General features: G+C 37.5%; 23 protein-coding genes, 1 other RNA gene and 1 pseudogene. 22 read left to right on the top strand and 3 right to left on the bottom strand.

Annotated features, from left to right (window positions below; translation table 11 throughout):
- The first annotated feature begins 1 nt into the window (after position 1).
- The 16 genes from E8M05_RS02320 (at position 2) to pepC (ending at position 18080) form a co-directional block, all read left to right on the top strand.
- Entirely contained in the window at positions 2-1627 is a 1626-nt protein-coding gene (locus E8M05_RS02320; protein ID WP_013851507.1) for a hypothetical protein, read from the top strand.
- A gap of 101 nt (positions 1628-1728) precedes the next feature.
- Entirely contained in the window at positions 1729-2532 is an 804-nt protein-coding gene (gene proB, locus E8M05_RS02325) for a glutamate 5-kinase (RefSeq protein ID WP_013851508.1), read from the top strand.
- A 14-nt stretch (positions 2533-2546) separates the two neighbouring features.
- Positions 2547-3797: a glutamate-5-semialdehyde dehydrogenase gene (locus E8M05_RS02330; protein WP_069789212.1), complete on the top strand. Its 1251-nt coding sequence runs from the start codon at positions 2547-2549 to the stop codon at positions 3795-3797.
- Positions 3798-3947: 150 nt separating this feature from the next.
- Positions 3948-4898: a 16S rRNA (cytosine(1402)-N(4))-methyltransferase RsmH gene (gene rsmH / locus E8M05_RS02335; RefSeq protein WP_287550911.1), complete on the top strand. Its 951-nt coding sequence runs from the start codon at positions 3948-3950 to the stop codon at positions 4896-4898.
- Between the two features lie 2 nt (positions 4899-4900).
- On the top strand, positions 4901-5224 hold the full coding sequence (ftsL, locus tag E8M05_RS02340) for a cell division protein FtsL (protein WP_003063491.1): 324 nt from the start codon (positions 4901-4903) through the stop codon (positions 5222-5224).
- A 9-nt stretch (positions 5225-5233) separates the two neighbouring features.
- Entirely contained in the window at positions 5234-7498 is a 2265-nt protein-coding gene (gene pbp2x, locus E8M05_RS02345; RefSeq protein ID WP_136596401.1) for a penicillin-binding protein PBP2X, read from the top strand.
- A gap of 6 nt (positions 7499-7504) precedes the next feature.
- The gene (gene mraY, locus E8M05_RS02350) at positions 7505-8518 is read left to right on the top strand and encodes a phospho-N-acetylmuramoyl-pentapeptide-transferase (protein ID WP_013851512.1); all 1014 of its coding nucleotides are present in this window, start codon (positions 7505-7507) and stop codon (positions 8516-8518) included.
- A 195-nt stretch (positions 8519-8713) separates the two neighbouring features.
- Positions 8714-10057, top strand: a complete 1344-nt coding sequence (locus E8M05_RS02355) for a DEAD/DEAH box helicase (protein WP_003063497.1) — start codon at positions 8714-8716, stop codon at positions 10055-10057.
- Between the two features lie 185 nt (positions 10058-10242).
- Positions 10243-11067 (top strand): transporter substrate-binding domain-containing protein, encoded by an 825-nt coding sequence (locus E8M05_RS02360; RefSeq protein ID WP_003063499.1) that lies wholly within the window; start codon positions 10243-10245, stop codon positions 11065-11067.
- 68 nt (positions 11068-11135) lie between these two features.
- The gene (locus tag E8M05_RS02365; RefSeq protein WP_003063501.1) at positions 11136-11939 is read left to right on the top strand and encodes an amino acid ABC transporter permease; all 804 of its coding nucleotides are present in this window, start codon (positions 11136-11138) and stop codon (positions 11937-11939) included.
- A complete protein-coding gene (locus E8M05_RS02370) occupies positions 11939-12682 on the top strand; it encodes an amino acid ABC transporter ATP-binding protein (protein WP_058692756.1) in 744 nt (247 codons plus the stop codon). Before E8M05_RS02365 ends, E8M05_RS02370 begins: the two co-directional genes overlap by 1 nt.
- Positions 12683-12772: 90 nt before the next feature.
- Complete coding sequence (locus E8M05_RS02375; protein ID WP_013851515.1) at positions 12773-12997, top strand: DUF4059 family protein; 225 nt, start codon at positions 12773-12775, stop codon at positions 12995-12997.
- 63 nt (positions 12998-13060) lie between these two features.
- On the top strand, positions 13061-13975 hold the full coding sequence (gene trxB, locus E8M05_RS02380) for a thioredoxin-disulfide reductase (protein ID WP_003063507.1): 915 nt from the start codon (positions 13061-13063) through the stop codon (positions 13973-13975).
- A gap of 267 nt (positions 13976-14242) precedes the next feature.
- Complete coding sequence (locus E8M05_RS02385; RefSeq protein ID WP_003063509.1) at positions 14243-15703, top strand: nicotinate phosphoribosyltransferase; 1461 nt, start codon at positions 14243-14245, stop codon at positions 15701-15703.
- Positions 15700-16524, top strand: a complete 825-nt coding sequence (nadE, locus tag E8M05_RS02390) for an ammonia-dependent NAD(+) synthetase (protein WP_003063511.1) — start codon at positions 15700-15702, stop codon at positions 16522-16524. Before E8M05_RS02385 ends, nadE begins: the two co-directional genes overlap by 4 nt.
- A 218-nt stretch (positions 16525-16742) precedes the next feature.
- Positions 16743-18080 (top strand): aminopeptidase C, encoded by a 1338-nt coding sequence (gene pepC, locus E8M05_RS02395; RefSeq protein WP_117479660.1) that lies wholly within the window; start codon positions 16743-16745, stop codon positions 18078-18080.
- A gap of 253 nt (positions 18081-18333) precedes the next feature.
- On the opposite strand, the pseudogene E8M05_RS11925 reads toward pepC, so the two are convergent.
- From E8M05_RS11925 to recU, 3 genes and pseudogenes are all read right to left on the bottom strand, one after another.
- Positions 18334-18696, bottom strand: a pseudogene (locus E8M05_RS11925) (transposase); the annotation flags it as partial.
- A 74-nt stretch (positions 18697-18770) separates the two neighbouring features.
- Positions 18771-21002, bottom strand: coding sequence for a penicillin-binding protein PBP1A (pbp1a, locus tag E8M05_RS02405; RefSeq protein ID WP_117479658.1), 2232 nt, complete (start codon positions 21000-21002; stop codon positions 18771-18773).
- The gene (gene recU, locus E8M05_RS02410; protein ID WP_003063516.1) at positions 20989-21597 is read right to left on the bottom strand and encodes a Holliday junction resolvase RecU; all 609 of its coding nucleotides are present in this window, start codon (positions 21595-21597) and stop codon (positions 20989-20991) included. The genes pbp1a and recU overlap by 14 nt, the downstream gene beginning before the upstream one ends.
- Before the next feature lie 74 nt (positions 21598-21671).
- Here recU and E8M05_RS02415 point away from each other — a divergent pair, with 74 nt between their 5' ends.
- From E8M05_RS02415 to E8M05_RS02440, 6 genes are all read left to right on the top strand, one after another.
- Positions 21672-22190 carry an SLOG family protein gene (locus E8M05_RS02415; RefSeq protein WP_117479656.1) on the top strand — a complete coding sequence of 173 codons (519 nt, stop codon included), beginning with the start codon at positions 21672-21674 and terminating at the stop codon, positions 22188-22190.
- A gap of 126 nt (positions 22191-22316) precedes the next feature.
- Positions 22317-22658, top strand: a complete 342-nt coding sequence (gene gpsB / locus E8M05_RS02420; RefSeq protein WP_003063518.1) for a cell division regulator GpsB — start codon at positions 22317-22319, stop codon at positions 22656-22658.
- A gap of 88 nt (positions 22659-22746) precedes the next feature.
- Positions 22747-23117, top strand: an RNA gene (rnpB, locus tag E8M05_RS02425) — RNase P RNA component class B.
- 171 nt (positions 23118-23288) lie between these two features.
- Complete coding sequence (locus E8M05_RS02430) at positions 23289-24461, top strand: THUMP domain-containing class I SAM-dependent RNA methyltransferase (RefSeq protein WP_003063519.1); 1173 nt, start codon at positions 23289-23291, stop codon at positions 24459-24461.
- Between the two features lie 58 nt (positions 24462-24519).
- The gene (locus E8M05_RS02435; RefSeq protein WP_048791285.1) at positions 24520-26052 is read left to right on the top strand and encodes a cell division site-positioning protein MapZ family protein; all 1533 of its coding nucleotides are present in this window, start codon (positions 24520-24522) and stop codon (positions 26050-26052) included.
- 144 nt (positions 26053-26196) lie between these two features.
- Positions 26197-26961, top strand: a complete 765-nt coding sequence (locus tag E8M05_RS02440) for a (S)-acetoin forming diacetyl reductase (RefSeq protein WP_003063521.1) — start codon at positions 26197-26199, stop codon at positions 26959-26961.
- Positions 26962-26999 lie beyond the last annotated feature (38 nt).

The following is a 26999-nucleotide window of genomic DNA, read 5'->3' on the forward strand; positions in this document are numbered from 1 at the left end:
TATGAATTGGTCAACAGTTTGGGAGTTAATCAAGATTAATATCCTCTATTCTAGCCCACAGTCTGTCACGGCGGCAAAGCGAAAACAAGAACGCAAACCAAGCAAAGGTTTTTCGGCTTATAAGAGTGTGATGCGCCAGCAAATTCTCCTCAGCCTTTTGTTTGCGGTTATTTACATTTTTATGTATGCTAACATTGATTTTCGTTATTTCCCAGGGTATTTCTCTTTTTACATAGCGATTTTCTTTATCATGGCAACTCTAAATGCTTTTTCAGCCATGTATAGCATTTTTTATGAGAGCGATGATGTTCGGCTTTATGCACATTTGCCGATTAAATCGAGTGAACTTTATATGGCAAAAGTGATTTCCAGTTTTGGTATGGGCGTTACATTTTTAATGCCACTTTTGTCCTTGTTTTTTATCGCTTACTGGCAAATAGCAGGGCTTGTACTAGCGATTCCGTTGACAATTATCCTCTTTTTCGTTCTGTTTGCGGCTGTGATTTTGTTGGCACTTTATCTTAATAGTTTTGTGGGAAAAATCATTCTTCGAAGTCAGCACCGAAAAATCGTCTCGACTGTTCTCATGTCTATTTCAACGATTGGAGCAGTTGGTGCCATTCTTTACATGAATGTTATCAACAGTCAGAACATGACTTATGATGATAATGTTGCCCTTGCAGACCATACTGTTTTACCATATTTTCGTGGTTTTTATGACGTGGTAAAAGCACCATTTCAATCAGCGACTGTTCTTAATTTTTGGCTACCTTTGTTAGTGTTGATGATTTTAACAGTTGGGGTTGTCAAATGGTTGATGCCAACGTATTACAAAGAAGTTCTTTATGTTAAGCCTAAATCTAAGCCGAAACAAAAAGCATCGTCAGCATCTCAAAAAGCGTTGAAAGGTAAATCGTTGAAAACGATGATGATTCGTCACCATGTGTCAACATTACAAAATGCGACCTTGCTGACACAAACTTATTTATTGCCTTTGATTTATGTGGTGATTTTTATTACACCGAGTGTGACAAGTGGAGTTAGCTTGGCTGAAGTACCGAATGATTATTTTGGTGTGGCAATGCTTATCGGAATTGTTTTGGGAAGTTTTTGTAGCACGCCAAGCTCATTTGTTGGGGTAGGGATTTCATTGGAGAAAGAAAATCTGACTATCTTTAAAGCTCTACCAATCAATTTCAAGGATTTTCTTGTTCAAAAATTTTTAACGCTGGTAGGACTCCAAGCACTTGTTCCAGCTATCGTTTATTTATTAGTGGGCTTGTTTGTTTTAAAAGCATCGCTAGTCTTGGTCATTTTCTTTATCCTAGGACTTCTTGCGAGTATTTTGCTTCAGGGACAACTTATGTATCGCCGTGATTTTAAATTTCTTGATTTAAAATGGCAAGATGTGACCCAACTTTTTAACCGTCACGCAGGACAATGGCTGACCCTCGCTATTATCCTAATCGCTTTAGTAGTAGGTGGAAGTCTAGGGGCAAGCACATTTTTACTCGGAGCTCTACTCAAAGATGTTCTGTTGGCGAATGTTTTGTTTGCAATACTGGCTGTTTTGATAGGAATCGCTTCTCAAATAGTGATTTACCACACATTTTGGAAAAAGTTATAAAAAAATCTCCTAAAGGGTATTGTGTTAAAAATCCCATTGATTTCGTAATAAAGCTAATAAAAACAGTTCCTCGGACTGTTTTTTTAGTGTATAATAGGCATATGAAACGAAATTTTGAAACTGTTAATCGAATTGTTATAAAAATTGGGACAAGCTCGCTTGTCATGCCAAATGGCAAAATTAATCTTGAAAAAATTGACCAACTAGCTTTTGTTATCTCTAGCTTGATGAATAAAGGAAAAGATGTTATTTTGGTGTCATCTGGTGCCATGGGATTTGGGCTCAATGTGTTAAATATGGACAAACGTCCGACAGAAATTGCACGTCAACAGGCGGTGTCAAGTGTTGGGCAGGTTGCTATGATGAGCCTTTATTCTCAAATCTTTTCGCACTATCAGACAGAAGTTAGTCAGCTGTTGATTACACGTGATGTTATTGAATATCCTGAAAGCTTAGAAAATTTCACTAATGCCTTTGAAATGTTATTAACAATGGGAATTGTGCCAATTGTTAACGAAAACGATGCTATTAGCGTTGATGAAATGGACCATACGACAAAATTTGGTGATAATGACCGACTTTCAGCGATTGTAGCCAAGGTAACCAAAGCAGATTTGTTAATTATGTTATCAGATATTGACGGACTTTACGATAAAAATCCAAATATCTATGATGATGCCAAACTTCGCGAACACGTTACTGAAATTACGGACGAAATCATTAAATCAGCGGGCGGTGCTGGAAGTAAATTTGGCACGGGAGGCATGCTCAGCAAGATTAAGAGTGCTCAAATGATTTTTGACAATAACAGTCAGATGATTTTGATGAACGGTGCAAATCCGCGTGATATTTTAAAAGTTTTAGAAGGTGCTAATATTGGAACGTGGTTTTCACAAGTGAACTAAAAGGAGGACCAAAGATGGGCTATATTGATGAATTAGGTAAAAATGCTAAAGTAGCTAGCCGAAGTCTGGTAAAGCTTGGAACTGCTGAAAAAAATCAGATTTTAGGACAAGTTGCGGATGCTTTGCTTGCAGAGACAGACTATATTTTGGCTGAAAATGCACGTGATGTTGACCAAGCACAAAAAAATGGTATTTCGCCTGTTATGGTTGACCGTTTGCGCCTAGATGCTAAGCGTATTGAGGGGATTGTTGAGGGCGTCCGTCAAGTTGCGGATTTGCAAGACCCGATTGGTCAGGTTGTCCGTGGTTATACCAATCTTGATGGCTTGAAAATCGTTCAAAAACGTGTACCACTTGGCGTGATTGCCATGATTTTTGAAAGCCGTCCAAATGTATCTGTTGATGCTTTCAGCCTTGCTTTTAAAACAAGTAATGCTATTATTTTGCGTGGTGGTCGCGATGCCATTCATTCTAATGCAGCCCTTGTGACGGTTATCCGAAAAACTCTTGCTAAAGCAGGTGTAAATGAAAACGTCATTCAGCTTGTTGAGGATACTAGTCATGCCGTTGCTGAAGAATTAATGCAAGCTGTTGATTATGTTGATGTTCTTATTCCACGTGGCGGAGCTCGTTTAATTCAAACGGTCAAAGAAAAATCAAAAGTTCCTGTTATTGAAACAGGTGTCGGAAATGTTCACATTTACGTTGATGATTCGGCTGACCTTGATATAGCAACGAAGATTGTGATTAATGCTAAAACGCAACGTCCAAGTGTTTGTAATGCTGCAGAAAGCTTGCTTGTTCACAAAGCGGTAGCAAAAACATTCTTACCACAGTTAGAAGAAGCAATTGCGAAAGTTCATGCTGTTGAATTTCGTGCAGATGATAAAGCGCTAGCTATTTTCAAAAATGCAGTAGCCGCAACAGATGAGGATTACGGTACAGAATTTTTAGATTATGTCATGTCTGTCAAAGTGGTTGATTCTGTTGATGATGCTATTGATTGGGTGAATCGTTACACGACTCATCATTCAGAAGCGATTATCACCAAAGAGCTTGAACACGCGGAACGTTTCCAAGATGAAGTGGATGCGGCTGCGGTTTATGTCAATGCCTCAACACGCTTCACAGACGGTTTTGTCTTTGGATTGGGTGCAGAAATTGGTATTTCAACGCAAAAAATGCATGCGCGTGGTCCAATGGGCTTGGAAGCTTTGACAAGTACAAAATTTTACATTAATGGTAAAGGACAAATTCGAGAATAATTGATTTTTGCTTACTGCTTGTCCTTATGCAGATGGCAGCCTTTACAATAAAAAATATCACCAAAAGCTTGATATTATCAGCTTTTGGTTTTTGTATTTCTTGTAGAGGTTTTAAGGAAGAATCTTGTAATTTATGATATAATGAAAGGTATGACAACAGATTTTCATCATATTACAGTGCTTCTACATGAAACCGTTGATATGCTTGATATCAAGCCTGATGGCATCTATGTAGATGCAACGCTTGGTGGGGCAGGGCACAGTGAGTACTTACTTTCTAAGCTTGGACCGACTGGTCATCTTTACGCGTTTGACCAAGACCAGACGGCTATTGATAATGCACAAATTCGTTTAAAAGACTATATTGAAAAAGGACAAGTTACTTTTATCAAGGACAATTTCCGTAATCTTGCTTCAAATTTAGCCATGCATGGAGTAACTGAGATTGACGGTATTTTATATGACCTTGGAGTATCTAGTCCGCAATTAGATGAACGTGAGCGTGGTTTTTCTTATAAAAAAGATGCTTCGCTCGATATGCGTATGAATCGTGACCAAGACTTGTCAGCTTATGACGTGGTTAATACTTATGATTATCATGACTTGGTTCGTATTTTTTTCAAGTATGGCGAGGACAAATTCTCAAAACAAATTGCACGTAAAATTGAGCAAGCGAGAACAGTTAAGCCGATTGAGACAACGACAGAATTAGCAGAAATCATTAAATCTGCTAAGCCTGCTAAGGAACTCAAGAAAAAAGGACATCCTGCGAAGCAGATTTTCCAAGCCGTTCGTATTGAAGTTAATGATGAACTCGGTGCGGCAGATGAGTCTATTCAACAAGCTATTGAGCTATTGGCAGTTGATGGGCGTATTTCAGTGATTACTTTCCATTCTTTGGAAGACCGTTTGACAAAACAATTATTCAAAGAGGCTTCTACTGTAGATGTGCCGAAAGGGTTGCCTTTTATTCCTGAGGATATGCAACCTAAGCTTACTTTGGTTAATCGAAAACCTATTTTACCAAGCGAAGAAGAGTTAGAAGTCAATAATCGTTCTCACTCAGCCAAGCTCCGTGTGGCTAGAAAGGTTCGTAAATAATTATGACAGATAAACATCGTAACGAAGCTATTTCTAATGCTCTTAAAAGACGGATTAGAAAATTTTCGAGAATTGAAAAAGTTTTTTATGGTGCTATTATTTTGACGGCTATTACTATGGCTGTTAGTATTATTTACCTACAGAGTCGTAATCTACAAGTGCAACAAGAAATCACAAATCTCAATAGTCAGATAAGTGATATGCAGACAGATTATGATAATGCTAAACAAGAGGTTAACGAATTGACAAGTCGTGACCGTATTGAACAAATAGCAGGAAATGCAGGCTTGACCAGCCAACAGGATAATATTAAACAGGTGGAGTAAAAATAGTCTATGAAGAAATTAATAAACCGTTTTTTAGACTATGTGGTAAAGGATAGACGAACGCCCAACAAAAACCGTGAGCGTGTTGGTCAGAATTTGATGATTCTGGCAGTCTTCCTTTTCTTTGTGTTTGTTATCAATTTTGCTATTATTATTGGGACAGATACAAAGTTCGGACACAATTTGTCAACAGAAGCGTCAGAAGTTTATCAGAAAGAAGTGACTGTTCAGGCTAAACGTGGTACGATTTATGACCGTAATGGTGTTGCTCTTGCAGAGGATTCAACAACCTACAGTATCTATGCTATTATTTCAACATCTTATGTTTCATCAACAGGCGAAAAACTATATGTCAAAAAATCTCAGTATGAGAAAGTGGCAGAGATTTTAAATGAAAAGCTTGGAATTGACAAAAATGAAGTGCTCAGTCAGCTTAAACAAGATGGGCTTTTCCAAGTTTCTTTCGGAAGTTCAGGTTCTGGGTTGTCATATAGTACAAAATTAGCTATTGAAACAGCTATGGACGAAGCTGGCATTAAAGGAATTGGTTTCACTTCAACACCTGGACGCATGTATCCAAATGGTGTTTTTGCTTCACAATTCCTTGGTTTGACACAACTAAAAGAGAACAAAGATGGTACATCGAGTCTTGTAGGTACATCAGGTCTTGAAGCAGCTTTAGATGATATTTTGTCAGGGACAGACGGTAAAGTGATTTATCAAAAAGATAAAAATGGTAATCTGTTACTTGGTACCGAAACAACAGTTAAACAAGCTATCGATGGGAAAGATGTTTACACAACACTTTCTGAACCATTGCAATCTTACTTGGAATCTCAAATGGATATCTTCCAAAATGAAGCCCAAGGAACATATGCTAGTGCCACAGTTGTTAATGCAAAAACAGGTGAAATTTTAGCTACGACACAACGTCCAACTTACAATGCGCAAACCTTGGATGGCTATAGTGAGGACAATCTAAAAACTTGGAACACCCTACTCTATCAGAACTATTACGAACCAGGGTCAACCATGAAAGTTATGACCCTTGCTTCAGCGATTGATGATGGTGTTTTCAATCCTAATGAGGTTATTTCAACAATCAATGGTATCACAGTTGCTGATACGACAATCAATGACTGGAATGTTAATGAAGGAATGACTTCGGTTCAGTACTTAACTTATGCCCAAGGTTTTGCTTGGTCAAGTAACGTTGCCATGACTAGCCTTGAACAAAAAATGGGTAATGACAAGTGGCTTACTTATCTTTCGCGTTTTAAATTTGGTTATCCAACACGTTTTGGTATGCTAAATGAAGATAGCGGTTTGCTACCTTCTGACAATGAAGTAACGGTAGCCATGAGTTCATTTGGTCAAGGTATTGGTGTCACACAAGTACAAATGTTGCGTGCCTTTACAGCTATCTCTAATGGTGGTGTCATGCTAGAGCCGCAATTCATTAGTCAGATCTACGATTCAAATACTAATTCGACACGTGTAGCGACATCAGAAGTTGTTGGTAATCCTGTTTCAGAAGATGCTGCTGACCAAACACTTGATTACATGGTAACCGTTGGTACTGATTCACAATATGGTACATTGTATAACGGCACAACAGGTCAACCATATATCCAAGTTGGTGACTATTCCGTCGCCGTTAAATCTGGTACTGCCCAAATTGCCGCTTCGGCTGAAGACGGTGGTGGGTACTTAACAGGAGATAATGATTACATTTACTCAGTTGTTGCGATTGTGCCATCAGATGATCCAGAATTTATTATGTATGTAACGCTTCAACAACCATCAGAACAATTCAGAGCTATGTATTGGCAAGATGTTATTAATCCTGTGCTTGAAAGAGCGATGATGATTAAAGATACTTTGACTAGTACAGCAGTAACGGGAACTGATAAAGAAACCGAATATACACTAAAAGATTATATCGGTGAAAACCCAGGGGATACAGCCCAAGAACTTCGTGATAACCTTGTACAACCAGTTGTTGTTGGTTCGGGTAGCAAGATTAAGAAAATGTCTAAGAAAGTCGGTAGCAATCTTTCTGCCAACGAGCGAATCTTACTTTGGACGGGTAATCTTGAAACAGTACCAGATATGTATGGTTGGACGAAAGAAAATGTTGAAAAATTTGCTAAATGGACTGGAATTAAGATAACCTTTAAAGGTTCTGATTCGGGAACAGTCACGAAACAAAGTGTCGAATCCGAAACAGATATCGACGGTGTTAAAAAAATTACAATTACTCTAGGAGAATAAACTAAGATGTTTTTAAGTTTAATCGCAGGTATTGTCGCTTTTGCGTTGACAGTATTTGCCATGCCCCACTTTATCCGTATTTACCAAATCAAGAAAATCGGCGGGCAACAAATGCACGAGGATGTCAAACAACATTTGGCTAAAGCTGGTACTCCAACCATGGGAGGAACAGTTTTTCTAACAGTTGGAATCCTTGTTAGTCTCATTTTTAGCTTGTTAATCGAAAAGCAAAACGGTGCTTCAATGGGAGCAACGGCAGGCATTCTTTTGGTGGTTCTCATTTATGGTATTATTGGTTTTCTTGATGATTTTTTGAAGATCTTTAAACAAATTAATGAAGGATTGACACCTTGGCAAAAAATGAGCTTGCAAATTATTGGTGGTTTGATTTTCTACTTCGTTCATGTCCGTCCAAGCGGAACAGATGATTTAAATATCTTTGGTTTTGACCTTCATCTTGGTATTCTTTACGTTTTCTTTGTTCTTTTCTGGGTTGTTGGTTTTTCAAACGCCGTTAATTTGACAGACGGTATTGACGGTTTGGCTTCTATTTCAGTTGCTATCAGCTTGGTTGCCTATGGTATCATCGCCTTTGCTCAACGACAATTTGATGTCTTGTTGATTATCGTGACAATGATTGGTGCTTTGTTTGGCTTCTTTGTTTTTAACCATAAACCTGCCAAAATCTTTATGGGTGATGTGGGAAGTTTGGCTTTAGGAGCAATGCTTGCAGCGATTTCCATTGCGCTTCGCCAAGAATGGACTTTGTTAATCATTGGTATCGTTTATGTCTTTGAAACAAGTTCAGTCATGCTTCAAGTGTCATATTTCAAATACACGAAGAAAAAATATGGTGAAGGGCGTCGTATTTTCCGCATGACACCATTCCATCATCATTTGGAACTTGGTGGTTTGACAGGAAAATCAGAAAAATGGTCAGAATGGAAAGTTGATGCTTTTTTGTGGAGTGTTGGCGCTATTGCAAGTATTTTGACCTTGATTGCACTTTACACATTTTAATAAATGAACGAGCTGGGTTTTCAGCTCGTTTTTGATTCTAAATCGCAGTGTACTTTGCTTTAATCCCCCTTTTAATGATATAATAAAAGAGAACGAAAAAATTCGCTTAGTCGTTTTTGGCTGGGGATTAAACGATAAGTAAATATAGAGAACTTTTCAAGTGAAACTTGATGAGATAAGAAATTGAGGTAAAGCATGTCTTTTAATGATTTTAATTTTAAGCCCTACATTCGTGAGGCGCTTGCAGAGCTTAAATTCACAAATCCGACAGAAGTACAACAAAAGTTAATTCCTGTTGTGCGTTCTGGTCGTGATTTGGTTGGAGAATCTAAAACTGGTTCAGGAAAAACACACACTTTCTTGTTGCCGATTTTTGAGAAATTAGATGAAAACAGTAATAATGTTCAGGTGGTTATCACAGCACCAAGCCGTGAGTTGGCAACGCAAATTTATCAAGCAACCAAACAAATTGCTGAAAAATCTGAAACAGAAATTCGTGTGGTAAACTACGTTGGTGGTACAGATAAACTACGTCAAATTGAAAAATTGAAATCATCTCAGCCACACATCGTCATTGGTACACCTGGTCGTATCTATGATTTGGTCAAATCAGGTGATTTGGAAATTTATAAAGCTCATACCTTTGTTGTTGATGAAGCTGATATGACGCTTGATATGGGATTCCTTGATACAGTGGATAAGATTGCAGGGACATTGCCAAAAGATGTTCAAATTTTGGTTTTCTCAGCGACTATTCCACAAAAATTGCAACCCTTCTTGAAAAAATATTTGACAAATCCAGTCATGGAAAAAATCAAGACAACTACTGTTATCGCAGATACAATCGATAATTGGTTGGTTTCAACTAAGGGACGTGATAAAAATGCGCAAATCTTGGAAATCACTAAAGCCCTAAATCCATATCTTGCCATGATTTTTGTAAACACAAAAGAACGTGCAGATGAATTGCATAGCTATCTTGTGTCAAATGGATTGAAAGTGGCAAAAATTCACGGCGATATTCCTCCACGTGAACGTAAACGCACCATGAACCAAATCAAAAAACTGTCATACGAATACATTGTGGCGACAGATTTGGCAGCGCGTGGGATTGATATTGAAGGAGTTAGTCATGTTATCAATGATGCTATTCCGCAAGATTTATCATTCTTTGTGCACCGTGTTGGACGTACAGGACGTAATGATTTAAATGGTATTGCTATTACGCTTTACAAACCAAGTGACGATTCTGATATTCGTGAACTTGAAAAAATGGGGATTAAATTTGTCCCTAAAATGCTTAAAAACGGTGAATTTCAAGATACTTACGACCGTGACCGTCGAGCTAACCGCGAAAAATCTTACCAAAAATTAGATACTGAAATGATCGGTCTGGTTAAAAAGAAAAAGAAAAAAATTAAACCAGGCTACAAGAAAAAAATTCAATGGAAAGTTGATGAAAAACGCAAACGTGAACGCCGTGCCGCTAATCGTGCCAAAGGACGTGCTGAACGTAAAGCAAGAAAACAAACTTTCTAGAAAACAGAATCCCGAAATAACTTCGGGATTTTTATTTTAAGCAAGTAGCGCTTGGTTAGCTTTGTCAAGAAATGTGATTTATTTCCTGATAGTTTTTTCTTATCAAGTCCATAGAAAAAATGTATTGGGAAAGTGTGGCTAAGTTTGATAGACTGGAAAGGAATTATTAGAAAAGAGGAAGACAAATGAAAAAGAGGAGATTACTATCGTTTGGTTTCTTGGTTATGCTGACACTAGCTCTGGCGGCTTGTTCCAATCAATCACAATCAAGTGGTAAAACAGTCATCAAAGTGGCAACAGACTCAGATACAGCACCATTTACTTACAAAGAAAATGACACCTTTAAAGGTTATGATATTGATGTGGTGAAAGCCATTTTTAAGGATTCCAAGAAATATAAAGTTGAATTTGTGACAACGGCGTTTGATTCTATTTTAACAGGAGTAGATGCAGACCGTTACCAAATTGCGGCAAATGACTTTAACTATAATGAAGAACGTGCTGAAAAGTACCTTTTCTCAGACCCAATTTCTAAATCAAACTATGCCATAACAAGTGCTGAAGGGACAAGTTATGATAGTCTTGATGATTTATCTGGAAAATCAACTGAAGTGATTTCAGGTTCTAACTATGCTCAAGTTTTAGAAAAATGGAACGATGAAAATCCTGATAAAGAGCCGATTAAGATTAATTACGCTTCTAGCTCAACAGGATTGACAACACGTGTGCAACATATTGAAAATGGGACAATCGACTTTATTTTGTATGATGCGATTTCATCGAATTATCTCGTTGAGGACCAAGGCTTCAATTTGACAGTGACCAATGTAACAGATGATATTGGCGGCGCGACAGATGGTTTAGAGTACCTATTGTTTGCGGATACAGATGAAGGAACCAAACTACAAAAATTTGTCAATAAACGTATCAAAGAATTAAAAGACGATGGCACATTGGCTGAATTAAGCGAGCAATATTTTGGTGGTGACTTCGTTTCAACAATCAATTAAAAATGAAAAAGAAAAGGATTGGTGATAGGGCTATCGTTATAGTGTAGGATAATAGAAAAGGAGTTCATATGACTTTAACAACATTAGCAGCTGGCTTGTCTTGGTATGATAAGTTGGTTGAAAAAATTCCAGAAGGTCAATTATTCAGTTGGCGAGCGGTTTTTGATGCCATTCCGTCTTTAATAGAACGTTTACCAACAACGCTTGGCTTAACAATAGCAGGTGCGATATTTGGCTTGTTGTTAGCTTTACTATTTGCTATCGTGAAAATCAATCGCACAAAGGTTTTGTATCCGATTCAAGCTGTTTTTGTTAGCTTTTTACGTGGAACACCTATCCTTGTTCAACTCATGTTGACTTACTACGGTATCCCACTTTTCTTGAAATTTCTCAAAATAAGATACGGTTTTGATTGGAATATCAATGCTATTCCAGCATCTGTTTTTGCGGTAACTGCATTTGCTTTCAATGAAGCGGCATACACTAGCGAAACCATTCGAGCTGCGATTCAAGCTGTTAATATCGGAGAAATTGAAGCTGCGCGTAGCTTGGGAATGACCTCCTTTCAAGTTTACCGTCGCGTAATTATTCCAAATGCAGCTGTCATTGCAACGCCGACGTTGATTAACAGCTTGATTGGCTTGACGAAGGGAACATCATTGGCATTTAACGCAGGTATTGTTGAAATGTTTGCCCAAGCGCAGATTTTAGGAGGTTCGGATTATCGTTATTTTGAACGTTACATTTCAGTTGCGCTTGTTTACTGGGTAATCAGTATTATTATTGAACAAATCGGTCGTCTCATCGAAAAACGAATGGATATCGATACGCCTCAATCAAGTCAAAAAGAAGTGACAGGAGATATTCGCTAATGATTAAAATTACAAATTTAACCAAAGAATTTTCAGGGCAAAAAGTTTTAGCTGGTTTGGATGTTGATATTCAAAAGGGAGAAGTTCTAGCTCTTGTCGGTGCTTCAGGTGCAGGAAAATCAACCTTCTTGCGTAGTCTAAATTTTTTAGAAAAACCTGATTTTGGTAGTATTGCTATTGGTGATTTCAAAGTTGATTTTCAAACGATTTCTAAGGAAGATGTCCTTGTTTTACGTCGTAAATTAGCTATGGTTTTCCAACAATTTAATCTCTTTGAACGCCGAACAGCCCTTGAAAATGTCAAAGAAGGCTTAAAAATTGTCAAGAAGCTTCCAGATAGTGAAGCGACAAAAATTGCGAAAGAAGAATTAGCTAAGGTTGGTTTGTCTGACCGTGAAAACTATTACCCACGTCATTTATCAGGTGGGCAAAAACAGCGGGTGGCTTTGGCGCGTGCTTTGGCAATGAAACCAGATATCCTCTTGCTTGATGAACCCACATCAGCACTTGACCCAGAGCTTGTTGGAGAAGTTGAAAAATCAATTGCGGATGCCGCTAAAGCAGGGCAAACAATGATTTTGGTTAGCCATGACATGAACTTTGTTTATCAAGTGGCAGACAAGGTTTTATTCCTTGATAAGGGGCATATTCTTGAAGCTGGTAAACCAGATGATGTTTTCAATCATCCAAAAGAAGCTAGAACCAAAGAATTCTTCGCAAACTATACAAAAACGTATATTTAACCACTAACTTTTGTTATAATGAGAGCTGGGAGACTTTTTCAGCTCTTTTTAGAGTGATAAAGCAAAAATTGATTTAAGTATAGGTGACGTATGTTTTTAGAAATTTTTAGTCTTTATATCAAAGGACTTCTATTAGCTATTGCTTTTGTTTTTTTAGTTGGTATCATTTGGAATTTTTGGCGTGCTGTTCGTAAGTTGGACAAAACAGTCAAAGAACGCCAAGCTTTTTTATATGATGTGTTAATGATGTCAATTATGACTATCCCAGTTTTGTCCTTTGCATTTATGGCGATTTTATTAATGTTCAAAGCGTAATAATTGCAATTTTAATACCTGATTGCTACAATGAAGAAATAATCGAGATATTGAGGTGAATAAATGTACGATACATTAATTATCGGCTCAGGTCCTGCTGGTATGACTGCAGGGCTTTATGCCGCTAGATCTAATTTGAAAGTTGGTATTATTGAACAAGGAGCCCCTGGTGGACAAATGAATAATACCTCAGAAATCGAAAATTACCCAGGATATGACCATATTTCAGGACCAGAATTGTCGATGAATATGCATGCGCCACTTGAAAAGTTTGGTGTTGAAAATATTTACGGTATTGTGAAATCTATCGAGGATGCTGGTGATGTGAAACGTGTCATTACTGAGGATACCAGCTATGAAGCAAAAACAATTATTTTAGCGACTGGTGCTAAATACCGCACTCTTGATGTACCTGGTGAAGAAGAATACACAAGCCGCGGCGTTTCTTACTGTGCTGTCTGTGACGGTGCTTTCTTCCGTAATCAAGATTTATTAGTTGTCGGTGGTGGGGATTCGGCAGTCGAAGAAGCTGTTTACCTCACACAATTTGCCAAATCTGTAACGATTATTCATCGCCGTGATGAATTGCGTGCTCAAAAGATTTTGCAAGATCGTGCTTTTGCTAACGACAAAATCAACTTTATCTGGGATTCTGTGGTCAAAGAAATCAAAGGAACTGATATTAAAGTCTCTGGTGTAACCGTTGAAAATGTTAAAACTGGTGAGCTTAGCGAACACGAATTTGGTGGTATTTTTATCTACGTTGGGGTTAACCCAGTAACAAGTATGGTAGCTGATCTTGGCATCACAGATGAAGCTGGTTGGGTGATAACAGATGAACGCATGATGACACCAAAAGCAGGCATTTTTGCCATTGGAGATGTTCGCCAAAAAGAACTTCGCCAAATCGCGACAGCTGTTGGCGACGGAGCTATTGCTGGACAAGGCGTTTACCAATATATTGAAAATATGACATAATCACATCACTAAAGTCTGAGATGAAAATCTTAGGCTTTTTTATTAGTTGTTAGATTTGTGAGAAAATGTGAAAATATTTTCAGAAAATCAGCTTTTTTTCAAATCTTTGAGCAAAACCTCACAAAGTTTTAGTCAGTCTGTCGTAATTGTGCTATAATATGGGGGATAAATTAACTTTGAGCTGGAGATAACAAAAAATTCTTGTGAGGCTGGTAATGTCTTAACAAGACTAATCAAGGCTCATATTTCTTAAAAAGGGGATACCACATGTATCAAGATGATAGTTTAACTCTCCATACAGATTTGTATCAAATCAATATGATGCAAGTTTACTTTAATCAAGGCATTCACAATAAGAATGCAGTTTTTGAAATCTTTTTCCGTAAAGAACCATTCGCCAATGGCTATGCCGTTTTTGCTGGTTTGCAACGTATGGTTGAATACCTTGAAAATCTTCGTTTTACAGAAACAGACATTGCTTATCTAGAAGATTTAGGTTATCCAGCTGATTTTATTGCTTATTTGAAAGACTTCAAATTGGAATTAACCATTCGTTCAGCTAAAGAAGGTGATTTGGTTTTTGCTAATGAACCAATCGTTCAAGTCGAAGGACCGCTTGCCCAATGTCAATTGGTTGAAACAGCTTTGCTTAACATTATTAATTTCCAAACATTGATTGCGACAAAAGCTGCTCGTATTCGCTCTGTCATTGAGGACGAGCCCTTGCTAGAATTCGGTAGTCGTCGTGCCCAAGAAATGGATGCAGCTATTTGGGGAACACGTGCAGCTATTATTGGTGGTGCAAATGCCACTTCAAATGTTCGCGCTGGTAAAATGTTTGACATCCCAGTATCAGGAACACATGCACACGCTTTAGTTCAAGCTTATGGCGATGATTACGAAGCATTCATGGCTTATGCCGGTACTCACAAAGATTGTGTTTTCTTAGTTGATACATACGATACTCTTCGTCTTGGTGTTCCAGCAGCTATTCGCGTTGCCAACGAATTAGGTGATAAGATTAATTTCCTTGGTGTTCGTATTGACTCAGGAGATATGGCTTATTTGTCTAAAAAAATTCGTAAACAGTTAGATGCTGCCGGCTATCCAAATGCTAAGATTTACGCTTCAAATGACTTGGATGAAAATACCATTCTCAACCTTAAAATGCAAAAGTCCAAAATTGATGTCTGGGGTGTTGGAACAAAATTAATCACAGCTTACGACCAACCAGCACTTGGTGCAGTTTATAAGATTGTATCTATGGAAGATGAAAATGGTGTCATGCAAGATACTATTAAGTTGTCAAATAACGCCGAAAAAGTCTCTACACCAGGTAAAAAACAAGTGTGGCGTATTACTAGTCGTGAAAGAAATAAAACAGAAGGTGACTACATCACTTTCACAGACACTGATGTTAATAAACTTGACGAAGTTTACATGTTTCACCCAACATACACTTATATCAATAAAATAGTAAGAGATTTTGAGGCTGTGCCACTTCTTGTTGATATTTTCGACAAAGGGAAATTAGTTTATAACTTACCATCTCTTTCCGAGATTCAAGAATATGCTCGTAAAGAATTTGACAAACTTTGGGATGAATATAAACGCCTGCTTAATCCACAAGATTACCCAGTTGATTTGTCACAAGAAGTTTGGCAAAACAAAATGAACCTTATTGACCGTATCCGAAAAGAAGCACAACAAAAAGGAGAAGTTAAATGACGTTACAAGAAAAAATCATTGCTGAATTAGGGGTTAAACCAAGTATTGACCCTAAAGAAGAAATTCGCGTATCAGTTGATTTTCTTAAAGATTATTTAAAAAAACATTCTTTCCTTAAAAGTTATGTTTTAGGGATTTCTGGTGGACAAGATTCAAGCTTGGCAGGACGTTTGGCACAAATTGCCGTAGAAGAACTACGTGCTGAAACTGGCGATGATAGCTACAAATTTGTTGCTGTACGTTTACCGTATGGCGTCCAAGCTGACGAAGAGGATGCTCAACGTGCTCTTAAATTCATCCAGCCAGATGTTAGCCTTGTCGTTAATATCAAAGAAGGTGTTGACGGACAGGTTCGTGAACTTGAAAAAGCTGGCATTGATGTTTCAGATTTCAATAAAGGAAATATCAAAGCACGCCAACGTATGATCACACAATATGCCGTTGCTGGAGCAAATAGCGGAGCTGTTATTGGTACTGACCACGCTGCTGAAAACATCACAGGCTTCTTCACTAAATTTGGTGACGGTGGTGCTGATGTTATTCCTCTTTATCGTTTAAACAAACGTCAAGGAAAACAATTGTTAGCAGAACTCGGTGCAGATCCTGCAATCTATGAAAAAATTCCAACAGCTGACTTGGAAGAAAATCGCCCAGGAATTGCAGACGAAGTTGCTTTAGGTGTCACATATAATGATATTGATGACTATCTTGAAGGTAAAACAGTTTCATCAGAAGCCAAAGAAAAAATTGAAAATTGGTGGCGTAAAACAGAACACAAACGTCACTTACCGATCACAGTATTTGATGATTTCTGGAAATAAAACAAAAGACCCGCTGGGTCTTTTTTCTTTGAAAAACAGTAGTCTGAAATTGTAGTTGTCACAAAAGGTTACATACTCTTGTAATTCCTTTAAAAATGTCAGAATTTTTTATCAAAAATTCTTGCAATCTCCTTAATAAGCGATATAATGGATATTAGTTAAGTATGGTTAAGTCAGAAAACATTACATGACTGTCAACCGATAATATAGGAGGAATTATGTCAGAATTATCATCAACATTTACCGAAAAACTCTTTGCTGATTTTCAAGCTGATAGCAAATTACGTGCTGTTGAAAATGCTGTAACTCACAATGGATTGTTAAAATCACTTGAAACACGTCAAAGTGAAATGGAAAACGATCACGCTTTTTCAATTGATTTGACAAAAGATAAGGTTGCCAACCAAAAAGCATCAGGTCGTTGCTGGATGTTTGCAGCACTCAATACTTTCCGTCATAAAATGATTTCAGATTTGAACTTGGAAAATTTTGAGCTTTCTCAAGCCCACACATTCTTCTGGGATAAATACGAAAAATCAAACTGGTTCTTAGAACAAGTTATCGCAACAGCAGATCAAGAACTCGGTAGTCGTAAAGTAAAATTCTTGTTTGATGTGCCACAACAAGACGGTGGACAATGGGATATGGTTGTTGCCCTTTTTGAAAAATACGGTGTCGTACCAAAAGCAGCATACCCAGAATCAATTTCATCAAGCAACAGCCGCGAATTGAACCAATACCTTAACAAATTATTGCGTCAAGACGCTCAAATTTTGCGTGAAGCTATTGCAGCTGGTGCTGATGACAAAGCTGTTCAAGCGAAAAAAGAAGCCCTTCTCCAAGAAGTCTTTAATTTCTTAGCAATCAATCTTGGTTTGCCACCACGCACGATTGACTTTGCTTACCGTGACAAAGATAACAATTATCATTCAGATAAAAACATCACACCACAAGAATTTTTCAAAAAATATGTTGGTTTAGACCTTTCAGAATACGTATCAGTTATCAATGCGCCAACAGCCGATAAACCTTACGGCAAATCTTACACTGTTGAAATGCTTGGTAATGTGGTTGGTAGCCGTGAAGTTCGTTACCTTAACCTTGATATGGAACGCTTCAAAGAATTGGCTATCGCTCAAATGCAAGCTGGTGAAACTGTTTGGTTTGGTTCTGATGTTGGCCAAATCTCAGACCGTCAAAAAGGTATCATGGCGACAAACGTTTATGATTTTGAAACAGCTATGGACATCAATTTCACTCAAGACAAAGCAGGACGTCTTGATTACAGCGAAAGTCTGATGACACACGCTATGGTGCTTACAGGTGTTGATTTGGACGAAAATGGCAAATCTCTTAAATGGAAAGTTGAAAATTCATGGGGAGATAAAGTTGGTAACAAAGGTTACTTTGTCGCTTCAGACGCTTGGATGGATGAATTTACTTACCAAATCGTTGTACGTAAAGAATTTTTGACAGCAGAAGAACGCGCAGCTTATGAAGCAGAACCAATCGTCCTTGCACCATGGGATCCAATGGGAGCTCTTGCAAGTAAATAAAAAGAATGACATCAGCTGTTTGGCTGATGTCATTTTGCATATAAGAATAAAATACTCCCTCCAGTTTTTGTACTGTCCTCAAAAATCTAGACAAATCATTGGTGAAAGAATTTAGTTCTGTATCCTTATCTTCTTGAACTAGTCGTTTGACTTGATAGTAATCAGTTGAACGGGATAAATCAAGAATTTTAAGCAAAGTTTCTAGAGAAAAGTGATCAATTAATTCTTGAATGATTTTTGTCGCTCTTTGAGCCTTGCTTCGCCCCATCTTTGGTGGGCTCCCTCTAGTTTTCTCAACAATAGTACCCCCATTTTTCTTATATTGTGCCAGCCACTTTGCCAGCTGACTATAATTGAGTAAGGCATAATCAAGAGCTAGTTGCTTTTGGGATTGACCTTTAAACAAAACTTTAGCAATCATTTCCTGCTTTAAGTCTGGAGAGTAATAGATATTTTTCCTTTTCTAGACGATACCTATTCCATACCGATCAATCAGTCGAAACATATATTTGATATAAGCCTTAACAATACTAAACTTTTCTGATAAGGAGTTAATCGACTCTCCATTTTGGCGTAACTCATAGAGTTGAACCTTATCTTCATAACTTAATGTCATACAAAAAGCACTCCAATCGTTAGATGTCGTGTCTAACGATCAGAGTGCAGGTCGTTCAGAGAGAGTTTTTTGTGCTAATCATTACTAGATTCTGTGCTACTATTATCTAAATTGTTGTCAGCTTCGTTTGATGATTCGGTTGAAGAACTATTTTCACTAGTAGATTCAGCGGTTGATGACTCTTCTTCAGAGGAAGTTGAACTTGAACCGTAGATGTTACTGTAAACGGAACTTGATGTTGATGAGTAAGTGTAGTTATTACTTGAACCACTTAGGTAAACATAGCTACCGCTAGTATAAACACCACTTGGTACGGTGAAGTCTTTACTGCCACTACCATATTTTTCATTTAGATAGCTTTGCATTGCTTTATAAACATCAGCTGCGATATTCAAACCATCACCATAAATTGGTGTCATCCTATCTTTATAACCTGTCCAAACTGCCATTGAGTATTGTGTGGTGTAACCAACAAAGAGTTCATCTGGAGCCATTGTACCAACAACGCTGTTGTAAATACCAGTTGATTCTTCAATTTCTTCTAATTCATCATCAGAATAGTTAGAAGTACCAGTCTTACCAGCTTGGTAAACACCAGAGATAGCAGCTTCAGTACCTGTACCGTAAGTTAAAACAGTTTTCAGCATTGATGTCATCATATATGCTGTTGTTTCTTTCATGGCACGTGTACCAGAAGAACTGTAAGTTTGAGTAGTACCATCATTAAACTCGATTTTATTAATATATTGAGGTTCGTAATAGATACCACCGTTGGCAAATGCCGCATAGGCAGCAGCCATTTTTTCACTACTTGCGCCATATTTTTCATCAGAATCACTAGTAGAACTTGAAATGGCGTTTGAGTAGTAAAGTTGAGGGTAATAGATACCTAGCCCCTCAAGGAATTCTTTAGCAGCATCTAACCCAACAGCTTCAAGAGCCTTAACGGCAGGTACGTTACGTGATTGTTGAATCGCTGTTTGAATGGTCATTGTACCATAGTATTGACGGTCCCAGTTGTAAATCTGAGTAGAAGTGCCTGGCCAGTAATATTTACTATCGTTTGTCGTAGCTGCGGTACTTGTGTAAATACCATTTTCAATAGCAGGTGCATAATCAGTAATAGGTTTCATTGTAGAACCCCAGTCCCTATCTGTTAGAACAGATTGGTTTGTACCAAGTGAGACAGAAGTATCTTGGTTACGTGAGCCAAGTTGAGCAATAACATTACCGTTTGTCACATCAATGATAGTTGAGGCAACTTGAAGATCAGAATCTGGATAAGAGACATAATAATCAGTATTGTAAACATTCCAGAGATATTGTTGGACATCAGTATCAACGTTTGTATAGACTTTGAGTCCTGCTGAATAAATATCTTGACCTGTCTTATCGCTGACTTCTTCGATAACTTCCTTAATATAATTATCAAGGTAAGCATCATAACTTGAAGTCTCCGTGAGTGTTTGTAAGCCGTCTGTAACAGGAGTTGCTACTGCAGTATCGTATTCGCCTTTTGTAATGTTACCGTCCTCGTACATTTCTGCCAAAACGATATCACGACGACTTTGTGCTGCGTCTGGATTAGTATAAGGGTCATATTGACTAGGAGCTTGAGGAATTCCTGCAAGTAAGGCAAGTTGGGCAATGGACAAATCTTTCAAATCTTTACCGTAGTAAGATTTAGCAGCGGTAAGCATACCGTAGTTGCCATTTCCCATATATACCTTGTTAATGTAGAAAGTTAAAATTTCTTCCTTAGTATATTTGCGTTCCATTTGGAGAGCAAGCCAAGCTTCTTGAGCCTTACGTTTTAAGGTCTGGTCGGATTCACTCGTTGAGAAGTAAGCCAATTTAATCAGCTGTTGGTCAAGTGTGGATCCACCTTGGGTGCTCGAGCTAGTGAAGTTGTTAAAAGCAGCTCCAAGAATACGGTAAACATCAATACCACGGTGTTTGAAGAAACGTTTATCTTCAATAGAAGTAATGGCATTTACCAAATTCAAAGGAATATTATCAGCCGTAACACTTTCACGTTTTTCAGAACCAAGGTCCGCAATCAAATTGCCGCTTGAATCGTAAATTAAACTGGAGTTAGTAGATGATAACTTGCTTTCAGACAATTTTGGGGCACTACTTACATAGTAAGCAAAGAGAGAGCCACCAGCCAAAACAGCTGCAATGATAAGTGTTAGTCCTGCAATCAAGCCATATTTTAAGACTTTAAGAGCAGTTGTTTTTCTTGAAGAAGTAGTAGGATTAGTTTTCTTTTGTTTTCTTGTTATTTTCTTTTTAATTGTGATCACCGCCTAAAATTTTTTGATCAATAATATCTAAATAAGGAACTTGAGGTAGTGAACTTGTTGTCACTACATAACCATTTTTTCTGATATAATCAAGTGGCATGGATTTGGTGCCGAGATTGATTTGGTAAAAATCTACTAGAGCACTAGCAGGTAGAAAATAAGTTTCCTTAAGTGTCGAAAAATGAAGTAGAACAAAGCAGATGCCGTCTTGTTTTAAAACATTTGCCATGTGCTCAATCTGGTGAGCGTGGAAATTTTTTAATGGCATAGATGTCTTTTGCCGCGTTTCTTTGGCTTCAAAGTCGATATAGCGTCCTTTATAGACACCAGAATAATCGGTCGTGGAAGCTTGTCGAAAATACGCTTCTACAATTTTGGCACGGCTTCTTTTCGGATAATCAACTTTAACAATTTGAATCGGTGTTGGTTTTTTATGAATGACAGCAATATTACGAGACAAGTAATAATTATTGGTTTCATTAATTGCTGCTTCAAAACTCATCCCACGATTAGCAAAGTTAACCGTTGATTTTTTCACTTTTTTAGAAGCAGGAACTGCTTGTTTTCGAATAAGATGATGAGGGTAATTAACCATAGAACTCCTAACATTCATGCTTAAGTCAATATAAGCAATCTTATTATAACATATTTTTAGAAAGGAAACAGAATATGGCTGCAATTCTCGTGACGGGTTATAAGAGTTTTGAATTAGGAATCTTTCAAGATAAGGATGAGCGCATTAGTGTTATAAAAAAAGCTATCCGCTATGATTTGATTCGTTATTTTGAAGAAGGAATTGATTGGCTGATTTTTATGGGAAATCTTGGTTTTGAATATTGGGCTTTACAAGTTGCCAAGGAATTGCATGAAGAGTATGAGTTTAGCATAGCAACGATTTTTACTTTTGAAAATCATGGTCAAAATTGGAATGAAGCTAACCAAGTAAAATTAGGTGAATTTAAGCAGGTTGATTTTGTCAAGTATACCTATAAAAGTTATGAAAATCCAAGTCAATTTAAAAACTATAATCAATTTTTAGTAGATAATACAGAAGGAGCCTATCTTTTTTACGATAGTGAAAATGAAACAAATTTAAAATATTTGTTACAAGTGATGCAAGAAAAAGAGGACTATCCGATTAATTTTCTGACCTTTGACCGTCTTAATGAATTCTTAGAAGAATGGTAATAAAATTTTAATAATGAAATAAAGGTAAATGCTTGATTTTTCATTAAATTTTCTGTAACATATATCCTGATATGATGATTTCATATTCTTACTTTTAACTAGAATAGTTTTGTTTGGAGAGATAGAATGGCAAGTATTATTTACAGTCCTAAGGACATTTTTGAACAAGAATTTAAAACCAGTATGCGTGGCTATGATAAGAAAGAAGTGGATGAATTCCTTGATGACATCATCAAGGATTATGAAAGTTATATTTCACAGGTTCAAGAACTACGCGCTGAAAATGAAAAAATAAAACAACAACTCGCTTCAAAACCAAAATCAGCGCCAACACCATCTTATGTTGGTTCACATACGGTTAATGCAGAGCAACAAACACGCGTTGCTCAATCAGCAACAAATATTGATATTTTGAAACGTATTAGCCGATTGGAAAAAGAAGTATTTGGAAAACAAATCACTGAATAAACAGCCTAACTAACGACAGTTAGTAAGCTGTTTTGATTTTGTGTTTAACTTATTTTGGAAATTTGTCAAAGTGAGTTTATAAATTGCAATTTTTGGATAATCGCGTGGTATTTTTATACCATGAGGAAAGTCCATGCTAGCACTGGCTGTGATGCCGGTAGTGTTTGTGCTAGGTGAATCAATAAGCCTAGGGGCATCTTTTTTGATGTTACGGCGGGCAAAAAGGCTAAGTTCTTTATGGATATGTCTGAATAGCCCTGAAAGTGCCACAGTGACGTAGTTCTTAGGGAAACCTAAGAAGTGGAACGCGGTAAACCCCTCAAGCTAGCAACCCAAACTTTGGTAGGGGCATGGGATAGTTGGAATCCGAACAATCTATCCTGACTGGAAACAGTAGACAGATGATTATCGAAGGAGATAAGACCTAGTTATCTCTGGAACAAAACATGGCTTATAGAAAATTGCATATAGGTATATAGCTAGCTTAGGCTAGCTTTTATTTTTGGTTGTATTTTAATACTAGATATTGGCTAATAATGGTGTTTGAAAATTAATTGATTTTTACTAGCTTAAAGCCAGTAAAACGTGTTAAACTTATAGATAAGAATTTGATGAAATAGGAATTAATGAATGAAAAAAACGTTTAATTTAGTAGCGACAGCGGCAGCAGGACTTGAAGCGGTTGTAGGGCGTGAAATCCGTGATTTAGGCATTGACTGCCAAGTCGAAAATGGAAAAGTCCGCTTTCAAGGAGATGTTAGAACGATTGCGACAACCAACCTTTGGTTACGTGCAGCTGACCGTATTAAAATTGTAGTCGGTGAATTTCCGGCTCGTACTTTTGAGGAGTTATTTCAAGGTGTTTACAAATTAAATTGGGAAAATTATTTACCACTTGGTGCTAAGTTTCCAATTTCAAAGGCAAAATGTGTGAAATCTAAACTACATAATGAGCCAAGTGTTCAAGCTATTAGTAAAAAAGCTGTTGTTAAAAAACTTCAAAAAGTTTATCATCGTCCAGAAGGTATTCCGCTGCAAGAAAGTGGGGCAGAGTTTAGAATAGAAGTTTCCATTTTAAAAGATAAAGCAACAGTTATGATTGATACAACAGGAGCAAGTCTTTTCAAACGCGGTTACCGTGTGGAAAAAGGTGGGGCACCGATTAAGGAAAATATGGCAGCAGCAATTATTGAGTTGTCAAACTGGTATCCAGATAAACCTTTTATCGACCCAACATGTGGTTCGGGAACCTTCTGTATCGAGGCGGCTATGATTGGCATGAACATTGCGCCAGGCTTTAATCGTGACTTTGCTTTTGAGGAATGGAATTGGGTTGACGCCGATTTGGTTCAACAAGTTCGTGATGAAGCTGAAGAAAAAGCTAATTATGACATTGAACTTGATATTTCTGGATTTGATATTGACGGACGCATGATTGACATTGCGAAAAAGAATGCTGAGGAAGCTGGACTTGCAGATGTCATCAAATTGAAACAAATGCGACTTCAAGATTTAAAAACTGATAAAATCAACGGTGTTATCGTGTCTAACCCCCCTTATGGTGAACGGTTGCTGGATGACAAAGCTGTGGACATCTTGTATAATGAAATGGGACAGACTTTTGCTCCGCTAAAAACATGGAGTAAATTTATCCTAACAAGTGATGAACAATTTGAACAAAACTATGGTTCACAGGCTGATAAAAAACGTAAACTGTACAACGGTACACTAAGAGTTGATTTGTACCAATTCTATGGCGAACGTGTTAAACGTTTAGTTACCACGCCAACACAAGAAAAGTAAAATACGGCGTTAAACAGCCTAATAAAAAAGACAATCTGATTTAGAGAGGTGAACAAGCGTGTCAGACAAGAAAGAATTGCCGTCTTCTGAAGAACAAGAAGGACTTAATTTAGAAGATGTAAAAAATATGACCATTGGAGAAGCTGTTCGGAAAGATTCTGAGTTAAAAGCTGGAGTGACTGAGTCTGACGGTGTTTTGGATAAATACATTAAACAACACCGAGACGAAGTGACATCACAAAAGTTTGAGGCTAAATTATCTGACTTTGACAATTTAGATACCAAAGCTTTGGACAATTTCATTAAGAAACAACGTGCAGAATTGGTCAACAGCGGGCTTGTTGGTGAGTCTGCTTTGAAAGAAAATGAAGCTACGCCTAAAGCTGTTGATTTTGAAGCAGAAAAAGTTGAGGACACTCAAGAGACTTCGCAAGAAGTACCAGTATCAGAAGATGTAGCATCTGAAAACGACTCAACAATTCAGCAAGAAAATGTTAGTATTGAAATACCAAATGCTGATTCAGCAGTTTCAGAGCCAACTCCAGAAGCTGCATCAGCTGTGGTTGCTGATGACAAAAACAGTGAAGCTATTGCTCTTGAAACGGCAGATGAGCAACCAACTTATAAAAATAAACGTGTGATTATTGGTGGCTTGGCGGTTCTTGTTGTCGCTATTTTTGCTGTGGCTTACGGTTTGAATTATACTAAAGAACCAAGCACGAGTGTTGCTAGCTCATCAACATCTACAACTAAGAAATCAACATCATCTAGTTCGTCTGCAGTAGCTAAAAAGGCGAAAAGGGCATTCGACGATGCCTATGCAGCCTTCTTTACAGATGATACTAAAACAAAATTGAAAAATAGTGAATTTGACAATATTTCATCATTAAAAGAAAAACTTGATGACTTGAAAGACACAGATTACTATGACGATGCTAAGAAAGAATACGATACTTTGGCAGCTCAAATTACAGCTATCCAAACAATCAATGCCTTATTTGAATCAAATGTTATTGTAAATGGTGAAAAAGCTTCAGCAACTGTAAAATCTGATGCTAACTTTGATAATTTATCAAGTGACCTTTTGAATACAGGCAATGCTAATCTAGATACATTGTTGCAATCAGCGATTACTGATGGTAAGAATCAGTTAGCTGCTTTGGCATCATCAAGCAGTCAAGAAGCAAGTGCAAGTATCTCAAGCCAAACAGAAAGTGCAACTCAATCATCATCTGATACGTCAACAACACCAACTGTCTCTGGAGCTAGTGGATATGGTATCACATCTTATGATGCTTCTACACTTCAACGTAGCTTGAGCCGTGTTCCTTATAGTGATTCAGCGATTGCGGATTCAAGCAATTCTGCTTGGACATTTGCGGACGGTGTACTTGATAAAATTGTGGCAACATCTCAATCACGTGGTTACTTCTCAGGAAATGATTACATTCTTGAAAAAGTTAATATCATTAATGGAAATGGTTACTACAATATGTTCAAGGCTGACGGAACATACCTTTTCTCAATTAACTGTAAAACAGGTTACTTTGTTGGGAATGCTTCTGGTAATTCGGATGCACTTGATTATTAAAAACAAAATGCTCTCTCCTTACGGAGGGCATTTTTTATTTGATAAATAAAAGTAATGAAAACTGATTGAAAAAAGTTTCAAAAAATTGACAGAAAATATTGTAAGCGCTATAATCAAGTTAACTTAAAGATAAGGGGTGATATTATGGTAAAAGTCGCTATTGTTACAGGTGCAGGCCAAGGAATTGGCTTTGCTATTGCAAAACGTCTGCATGACGATGGTTTTAAGGTGGGAATCCTTGATTACAATCAAGAAACAGCTGAAAAGGCTGTTCAGGAAATTTCTCCAACAGATGCCTTTGCTGTGGTTGCAGATGTGTCAAAACGTGACGAAGTAGCAAAAGCTTTCGCAAAAGTTGTTGAACACTTTGGAGATTTATCAGTTGTGGTTAATAACGCTGGCGTAGCTCCAACGACACCTTTGGATACGATTACTGAGGAAGTGTTTGAACGTACTTTTGCCATTAATGTCGGAGGTACGATTTGGGGAGCCCAAGCAGCTTTGGCAGAGTTCAAAAAATTAGGACACGGTGGTAAGATTATTAATGCAACTTCACAAGCAGGTGTTGTTGGTAATCCTAACTTGACTGTTTACGGTGGTAGTAAATTTGCGGTGCGTGGCATCACACAAACCTTAGCACGTGATTTAGCTAAGGATGGCATTACAGTAAATGCTTACGCACCTGGAATTGTTAAAACACCAATGATGTTTGACATTGCGCATGAAGTCGGTAAAAATGCTGGTAAAGATGATGAATGGGGAATGCAAACTTTTGCAAAGGACATCACTTTAAAACGTTTGTCAGAACCAGAAGACGTTGCAAAAGCTGTTAGCTTTTTAGCAGGACCTGATTCTGATTACATTACAGGTCAAACAATCATTGTTGATGGCGGTATGCAGTTCCATTAATCGATGAATAAAAGGCAAGGAGAAGTGCTTCTCTTTGC

This window comes from Streptococcus pasteurianus (assembly GCF_004843545.1).
Taxonomy (GTDB): domain Bacteria; phylum Bacillota; class Bacilli; order Lactobacillales; family Streptococcaceae; genus Streptococcus; species Streptococcus pasteurianus.